Annotated in this window: 9 protein-coding genes and 1 pseudogene; 9 read left to right on the top strand and 1 reads right to left on the bottom strand. The window is 65.4% G+C overall.

All coding sequences use genetic code 11. The annotated features are described in order from the left end of the window. From IE178_RS34820 to IE178_RS34805, 5 genes and pseudogenes are all read left to right on the top strand, one after another. Positions 1-1,066, top strand: a 1,066-nt coding sequence (locus IE178_RS34820; protein WP_318280423.1) for an RHS repeat-associated core domain-containing protein, incomplete at its 5' end; no start/stop codon positions are given. 80 nt (positions 1,067-1,146) lie between these two features. Continuing rightward, entirely contained in the window at positions 1,147-1,584 is a 438-nt protein-coding gene (locus IE178_RS34815; protein WP_193515038.1) for an SUKH-4 family immunity protein, read from the top strand. A 323-nt stretch (positions 1,585-1,907) separates the two neighbouring features. Then, positions 1,908-2,180, top strand: a complete 273-nt coding sequence (locus IE178_RS36530; RefSeq protein WP_318280422.1) for a transposase family protein — start codon at positions 1,908-1,910, stop codon at positions 2,178-2,180. 49 nt (positions 2,181-2,229) lie between these two features. Continuing rightward, on the top strand, positions 2,230-2,667 hold the full coding sequence (locus IE178_RS36525) for a hypothetical protein (protein WP_318280421.1): 438 nt from the start codon (positions 2,230-2,232) through the stop codon (positions 2,665-2,667). Next, a pseudogene (locus tag IE178_RS34805) lies at positions 2,588-3,100 on the top strand (transposase family protein); the annotation flags it as partial. The gene IE178_RS36525 and the pseudogene IE178_RS34805, both read left to right, overlap by 80 nt. 14 nt (positions 3,101-3,114) lie before the next feature. Here IE178_RS34805 and IE178_RS34800 read toward each other — a convergent pair. Then, positions 3,115-3,798 (bottom strand): DUF4352 domain-containing protein, encoded by a 684-nt coding sequence (locus IE178_RS34800; protein ID WP_193515037.1) that lies wholly within the window; start codon positions 3,796-3,798, stop codon positions 3,115-3,117. Positions 3,799-4,066: 268 nt separating this feature from the next. Here IE178_RS34800 and IE178_RS34795 point away from each other — a divergent pair, with 268 nt between their 5' ends. The 4 genes from IE178_RS34795 to IE178_RS34780 all read left to right on the top strand — a co-directional run bounded on the left by IE178_RS34795 (position 4,067) and on the right by IE178_RS34780 (position 7,147). After that, the gene (locus tag IE178_RS34795) at positions 4,067-4,333 is read left to right on the top strand and encodes a transposase (RefSeq protein ID WP_318280420.1); all 267 of its coding nucleotides are present in this window, start codon (positions 4,067-4,069) and stop codon (positions 4,331-4,333) included. 46 nt (positions 4,334-4,379) lie between these two features. Next, positions 4,380-4,946 carry a hypothetical protein gene (locus tag IE178_RS34790; RefSeq protein WP_193515036.1) on the top strand — a complete coding sequence of 189 codons (567 nt, stop codon included), beginning with the start codon at positions 4,380-4,382 and terminating at the stop codon, positions 4,944-4,946. Between the two features lie 133 nt (positions 4,947-5,079). Continuing rightward, positions 5,080-5,478: a hypothetical protein gene (locus IE178_RS34785; protein ID WP_193515035.1), complete on the top strand. Its 399-nt coding sequence runs from the start codon at positions 5,080-5,082 to the stop codon at positions 5,476-5,478. Between the two features lie 892 nt (positions 5,479-6,370). After that, on the top strand, positions 6,371-7,147 hold the full coding sequence (locus IE178_RS34780) for a hypothetical protein (RefSeq protein ID WP_193515034.1): 777 nt from the start codon (positions 6,371-6,373) through the stop codon (positions 7,145-7,147). Positions 7,148-7,703 lie beyond the last annotated feature (556 nt).

Below are 7,703 nucleotides of genomic sequence, written 5' to 3'. Positions count from 1 at the left end.
ACCGCTTGCTGGTGTTGCTCTTCTTGCTCACTACCTGGGACTGCTTTCTCCGGGACCTTCCGTCCCAGTATCAGGCTGTCCAGCTCAGCGGGGGAACCTCACCCGAGAATACGACCCAACCATCGGACAGTTCATCAGCGTCGACCCGCTCCTAGAACTCGACAAGCACCAAACTCTTAACGGCTACTCCTACGCTGTCCAGAATCCCCTTACCCACTCCGACCCCACCGGCCTGGGCCTCAAGTGCGGCGGAGCCAACGACCCAGCCTGTCCCACCCGCTCCGACGGATCAAAGGGAAACGGACGTCCCAACGAAGCAGCCAAGCCGGCGACTGTCTGTGTCGCTCCCTGCGGTACAGCCCCAGCAAAGAGCGGAGGGGTGGTTGAATACCCCGCTCCGGCAGAATCTGGATGCGGCTTCTGGGACGTCAAGTGCGGCTGGAACGATCTCATGAAGAGCGAGTGTGGCTTCTGGGACGTTAAATGCTCGTGGAACGAGAATTATCAAGCGTGGAAAAACGCCTTCGCACCTGACACTGAAGATGCCGAAAACTGCGCCCAGTTTGAGGCGGTTTCCTGCGGATGGCTCGTTGCTGGATTTTTGCCAGTAGGAAAACTGAAAAAGCTTGGAAAGCTTCTCGGTGAAGGAAAAGACGCCAAGCAGGCTGCCGAAATAATCGAAGAGGCCATCGAGCTGGTTGGCCAGATACCCTACGGGGAAGGACACCTCAGCAAATCAGTGCAGCTGCAGCGCCTGCTCGACAAGAAAAAAACCGGAAACTATGCCGCAGCGTTGCTGGAAGACGGAACCACCCTGGTGGCACACGCCGATAAGAATTACCACTCCGAAGAGTATCTGATTCAGAGATCGGGGGACAGGAAGATAGTAGCGGTATACTCAGAGCGCGAACCGTGTAATAGTGGCCACAACTATGCATCCGCATTGAGGAAAGCTGGCGTGAAAAACGTGAGTTGGTCCTTCCCGTGGAATGGAATCGGGGATGCTGGCAGGAAGAAGACGACTGATGATCTCAGCGCGGCGATCAGGGAGCTGTTCAAGGGTTAGCAGCTGAGTGTATCCTAAGGATGGGGCTCGATCTCTACCGTGTCGAGCCCCATCTTTCCGTTCACTATAAGGAGTATCTGATGGAAATTCAGCTCGTTGACCTTAAAGTTGCGCGGGATAACGCAATGTTGACTGTTCCTAAAGAATTCTTTGGATACCGGTCACTCGATGCAGCCGAGAGAGTGCAGGGAGGATCCGGCAGATCTCTAATCCGTTTCGGTGTAATTGGTCTGGGTGTCTCTGTTCATCTTGATGAGTCTTCCGGGGAGGTTTTGTCTGGGGCGGACTCCGGAGAACTTGACATGGTCAACACTGCTATCTCGCATTTCGCTCAATGCGTCATTCTATTGGCCGATATGTTTCCATTCTACGAAGAAGGATCTGATGTTGATGAATGGGAAGCCGGTGCGCAAAGGGTAGAGAACATTATTCGCGAAGTAGACCCTAACGCGTACCGTGAAGGGTCCTACTGGTATGAATTCAGGTGGGACGTTTCGATGGGCGAATTTTACGAGTAACAGGGGCTGCTGACCTTGAACGCGTAATGTCGTCATGGTGGGTGGCGTTGGAGACCCAGGGTCTTTGAGAAGTCTCAAGGTGGGCGGTTCGTCTGCTGAGCACTGGATGTGAGGGCTTGTCGACTTCTGTCGGTAGCGGCCCTGGACGTAGAACAGGCATGGCCGCTGGTGATCATGTGGGTGTCGAGTCCGTATGAGCACCGAGCGAGTCCATGCCTGCACACCCATCTTCCCGCATGCCGTCATACCTTCGGCAGCTGGGGGACGCCTCCGGCCCTGTCTCGCTGGAAACGGCTGCTGACCTGCGAAGTTATCTGGCCGCAGTGCCTGACCCGCGGGCTCGTCGCGGCATCCGTCACCCATGGGCGGCCCTGCTCACCGCTGCTGCCGCCGCCGTTCTGGCCGGCGCCGCCTCGATCACGGCGATCGGAGAGTGGGTCGCCGACGCCCCGCAGCGCGTCCTGGCCCTGCTCGGGTTCCAGCCCGACCCGCTGACCGGCCTGATCCGCCCACCCCACGCCACGACCATCCGTCTCGTCCTGGCCGCCGTGGACGGCGACGCCCTCGACCGCGCCATCGGCGACTTCCTTCAATGAAATCCCAGCCTTCGCCCCACTTCTCGACGGCATCGACCTGACCGGCGCGGTGATCACCGCGGACGCCCTGCACACCCAGCACGACCACGCCACCTACCTGCACAAACGCGGCGCCCACTACCTGGCCGTGATCAAGCGGAACCATCCCGCTCTCCACGAGAAGGTCCGCCGCCTGCCCTGGCGTGACGTCCGCCTGGACCACTACGACCGCGGCCGGGGCCACCACCGCGACGAGGTCCGCCGTCTGAAGACGGCCGCGTTCGCCTACCTCGACTACCCACACGCCCGCCAGGCCCTCCAAGACGTGCGCTGGAGACGCGACCTGGGAACGGGCAAGCTCTCGATCGAGCGGATCTACCTGGTCGCGAGCCTGTCGCCCGGCGCGGCCACCGGCAGCGAACCGCCCTGCCCCGACGCTCGCGGAGGCGGCCAGGACCGCATCGACGAAGACGTTCGTGCTGCTGGACGGAACGTTGCTGCCGATTGACCGCATCGACGCGGACCGGCCCTTCTGCTCCGGGAAGCACAAGAGGCATGGGATGAACGTGCAGATCCTGGCCAGTCCCGCCGGCCGGCTGCTGTGGACCTCACCGGCCCTGCCCAGAGCTGTGCACGACGTCCGGGCCGCCCGTGAGCACGGCGTCATCCGCACGCTCACGGATACCGGCATCACCTGCTGGGCCGACAAGGGCTACCGAGGCGCCGGGGGCACGGTCCGTGTTCCGTACTGGGGACGCCGGGAGACCCTTTCCGCAGGGCAGAAGGCAGCCAACCGGTCCCACGTGAAGATCCGGGCTCTCGTCGAGCAGGCCGTCGCCACCCTCAAGTCATGGCGGCTCCTTCGCAAACTACGCTGCTCGACCACTCGCATCACAAGCCTCGTCCAAGCCGTCCTCTGCCTGCATCTGGCCAGCTCAGATCGATGCCGACAGGGTCACCACGAACGCCGGATCCAGGGAGCCTCACTCGGCAGGGTCACTATGAAAGCCGGCTCCTCGGACGGGTCATTCGTCCTGTAGTAACTGACCGTCCCGCCCTTCGCGGCGACGTCGAGGACGAGCGCCCCCATGACGGACTGGCCAGGCGCATACGTCCTGTCCAGCGACGGACCACCGACGCTGTCCAGCGTCGTGGCGTCCTGCGCTGCGTGGTCGGCGTCCTGCCACTTCATCATGCCGTAAGTCGTGATCTTCGCTGGAGCATCGCCGACGTTCTTCAGCATGAGCGTCAGTGTGAGGTACTGACCGTGCTCCGGCTCGTTCGTCGTATCGAATTCCGTCAGCGTCAGGGCTTTCGCATCGTCGAGTTCCGCCGGTGTCAGGTACTTCACATCGAGGACGCTGACGTCCATCTTCGTCGTCTCCTTGTAATTCTCCCCGTGCTCGTCGGTTTCCCCGGCGCTGAACGTCACCCGCCCTCCGATGCCCACGTTGGGCCCAGGGATGGGCGTGTGCGCCTCTTCCGACGGCTCCTGAGCGGGCTCGTCGACGGCAGCTTCCGCTGCGGCGGACTTCTCCGGAGCGGCCCCCTCGTCGGAGTCGCTTCCCCCACACCCCGTCAGCAGAACTACGGACAGGACGACGGCCGGCACCACGGCACGGCGAATGTAGGCGCGCACAGCGCATCCCCCCATGACTCAGTGGCCCTCCCTGGCCACACGGAGACCACAGCGTAACTGGCCGTTCCCTAACCGGTCGTGCGCTCGGTCTGGTTCGAACGGGGTCCTGGAGCAGGTGGCTTGTGGGCTGGTGGGGCATAGAGGAAGGGCCTCTTGGTAGCTCGCGGTTGCCGGGGCCAGTCCGTCCACTCCTGGGTGTGGCTGTCTCGCCCATCGGTTCGGGAACACAGGTGACCGGCCGGAGTGCCGGCCGCGGTACGGCTCGGACATGAGCGATGCGGAGGGGGAGTTGGTGCGGGACCTGCTGCCGGTGCCGGGGTGGCCGGCGGGCCGGGGCGGGCGTCCGGAGGGTTACTGCCATCGGCAGATGATCGACGCAGTGCGTTACCTCGTCGACAACGGCATCAAGTGGCGGGCGATGCCGTCCGACTTTCCGCCCTGGCCCCGCGTGTGTGCCTTCTTCGCCCGCTGGCGGGACGCAGGACTCGTAGGCCGAGCTGCACGATCGGCTTCGCGAGGCGGTCCGCCTGTCTGAGAGCCGTGACTAGGAGCCGAGTGCAGCGGTCATCGACTCACAGTCGGTGAAGGCGGACGCCACCCTCGCCCTCGCTTCACGGAGATACGACGCCGGGAAGAAGACCAACGGACGCAAGCGTCACCTGCTCACCGACACCCTCGGACTCCTGCTGGCCGTGCTGGTCACCCTGCCTCCTCGGCTGACCGCGACGCAGCCCGCATTCTGCTGCCCGCGGCAAAGGATCACTTTCGGCGGCTGGCGCGGATCTGGGCCGACGGCGGTTACACCGGCCATTGCACCGACTGGACCAGCCAGCACCTCGGAGTGGTCCTCGACATCGTCCGCCGCACCGACGATCTCCAAGGTTTTAGGTCCTGCCCCACCACTGGGGCGTCGAGAGATCCTTCGCCTGGCTCCTGCGCAGCTGGCACCTGGTCCGTGCCTACGAACGGCACACCGACACCAGCGAGAGCGTCATCCTGTGGTCGATGACCATGCTCATGGGCCGCCTGGCCGCCCAGCGCCGGCTTCCAGGTCCCGGAGGGGCCGGTGGTCATCGCATCAGCCCTGCCTTTCACTCTCGTGTGGGCCGGAAGTCCTGACGAGGTCCGAGGAGCACCGGGGTTTTTGAGCATGTTCAAATAAGGGTTCGGCAGCAGACCTGCCGTCCGACTACGGGGACGGGGCGTGTGGACATGGGGGGCAGAACAGTGAGGACGAGGGGCGGGGGCAAAAGTGGGTTCGTCACCGTGCTTCTCGCGGCCGTGGCAGTGCTCGCTTCGGGGTGTACAGGGGCGGGCGCGGTCAACGTCGATCCGGACCGCCTGCCGGGGGTGTACCGCGACGACGAGAGCGACGCGGAGATCCGTCTGCACCCCGGCGGACGGTTCTCCGCCGTGGGTATCGCGAAGAGCGACGCCTATTGGCGCGGGAGTGCCACCCGCGTCGACTTCAACGGCACCTGGGATCCCACCCCCTCGAATTTCGTGTACCTGCAGCCCGACAAGATCGGAGGCCAACGGGTCCTGGGCGACATCCAGCTCTGGACCGCAAGCCCCGAGAAGGTGTTCCTGCACCCGGACGTGGACGGACCGGTGACTCTGGAGCTCGTCAGGGTTCCGGGTAATGGACAACCCCCGACACCCTCTTCGGCGGGAGGCTGACAACCCGAACTGATCGGCGTCATCCTCTCCGCTCGCGCGGAGAGGATGACGCCGACACATCGACCGTCGCCTGGGTCCTCGGCTCACCTCCGCTCCCGCGGGGATGGTCCCTGCGGCGCTGGGCTTCTTGCTCCCCTGCTCCCCGTACTCGCGGGGATGGTCCCGTGCCCGCACCCCGCCCTCCCCATGACGGGGAAGGGCGGCTGCTCCCCGCACCCGCGGGGGTGTTCCTCGGTCGGCGGGCGCGCGTTGCGCAGCTGGTGGTCGTGCCGGGGTGTGGCTGCGCAAGTGTTGCGTATTCGGCTACGCAATGGCCTGCGCAGTGCTGTGGCTTGCTGTGGCGGGAGCCGTGGTCGGGGGCGTGGTGTCCGTGGTGGGAGGTCTGTGCAATGCCCGGCCACGACCCCAACTATGGCTTTGACCATGGTGGTGGTTAGGGGTGCCGTGTGTGCATCCACCCGAGTCCGTGGTCGAAGCCGGGTGCGGGTGCGGTGACGGCCGTGGTCGGGGTGGTGCGTATTCCGGTGCGCTGGTGCTGTCGTTCAGTGCCGCCGGTGCGCTATGGGCTGGTGGCTGCGCAGTTCGCTGTCTTGGCTTGCGCAGTGCGCTGGCTTGTGTGGTTGGGGTTACGGGTGGTTCGTGGGCGGGGCGGGGCTGTTCCAACGGCGGGGCGGTGGTGTGTGACCTCCCCAGGTCTTGCGCCACCGCTCCGCCGTGGTCCCGCCAGCACCCGGACGTCCCGGCCAGGAAGGAGGGGGCGGCGACCTCGCGGACGTCGAGCCGCGCATCGCATGTGGGCCTCCGTGCAGGGCGTGCCCGAGGAACTGGTGCCCGCCGGGTGAGGTTGGCGGAACTCCTGTGCGGACGGGCCGCGGTTGGAAGACTCTTGGTTATGAGCAACACGACTACTGCGGGCGTGCAGCCGTACCCTCCGGGCACGCGGTGGATCTTCCGGTCCAAGAACGGGTACGTCCACACCGAGGAGCTGGCGCTGTCCTGGCTCGTCGGGGGCGCCGAGCCGATCTGTGAGGACCCCTCGGCGGAGGGGCAGCCGGCGGACGTCCTGTGGCGCTACTGGGCAAAGGACGCCAACCACTATCACGAGCGGTGGCCGGAGGCGTTCCGGCCGGGCGAGGTGCACATCTCCTGGTGGGTGGTCTCGCCGACGCCCGACAGCGGGGTGTTCGAGGGGGCGCCCTACACCCGCGACCCGCGTCATCTGCCGCGCCAGTCCCAGGTGGACGAGGAGCAGGACGACTTCCTGGCCCACTACTCGTTCCCGACGCACGCCGTTTCCGGGGAGCGCCTGAACTGGCTGCGGCTGCCCGTGCTGGACCGGGCGTGGCGCGAGGACCGGGAGGACGTCGGCGGCTTCGTCCAGGAGGCGTCCGGGTGGAAGCCGTCGCCCCTCCAGCTGGCCATGGACGTCGTACAGGTGGCGCGGTGCTCGGGGCTGTGGACCCCAGAGCTGGCGCTGATGAGCGGGGACCTGGACGACGGTGAGCAGTACGCGCTGGGCAACTGGCTGGCCGAGCACCAGGAAGGCATGGACAGCGACGTGTTCGACGCCCTGTACGCGAAACTCGGCAAGCACCACCAGCGCGACTTGGACGACTCGATCTCGGACTGGGCCGACAGGGCGGTGGGCGATGCGAGTTGGAGGGGTTGACCTGCCGGAAGACAGTGCGTCTTCGCCACGGGTCAGCCGACGGGGAGCTGGGGGCGCTGTACCGGGTGAGCTCGGCCAGCTCAGGTTCTACTCAAACGGCAGGGCGGGCACAGCGGCTGGCCTCCGACGACCGGCTCGGACCCTGCGGGGCACCCACAGTGCCGACAGCCGCGTACCAGCCCAACCCTGACCGAAGGCCCCAGGGCATGGACAGAAGCCCTGAGCCCCACGCCTGCCCCAGCCCGCCCCTGAAGAGCGCGCTGCAGCCGAATGGGCAGTGGCCCAGCGCAAGCAGCGGGCTCCGTGGAACTCATCGCCCCGGTCGCACCAGCCGACTCGGCAGGCGCAGGGCGCACTGGGTGGCCGACCGCTGAGACAACGTTCCACTCTGCGACAGCCCGCTGCGACGCTCGTAGGATGCCTAACTGGCTGTTCTCTAACCGTTCGCGTGGTCGGTCTGATTCGAACGGGGCGCTGGATCGGGTGAGTTGGCCGGTGCGGAGGCATGGCAGGAAGGGCCTCTTGGTAGCTCGCGGTTGTCGAGTCCAGCGAGAAG

Source organism: Streptomyces griseoloalbus, from assembly GCA_014650015.1.
Taxonomy (GTDB): domain Bacteria; phylum Actinomycetota; class Actinomycetes; order Streptomycetales; family Streptomycetaceae; genus Streptomyces; species Streptomyces griseoloalbus.
Note: the sequence above shows the minus strand (reverse complement) of the source record. Positions and strands in the feature narration are given on the sequence as shown.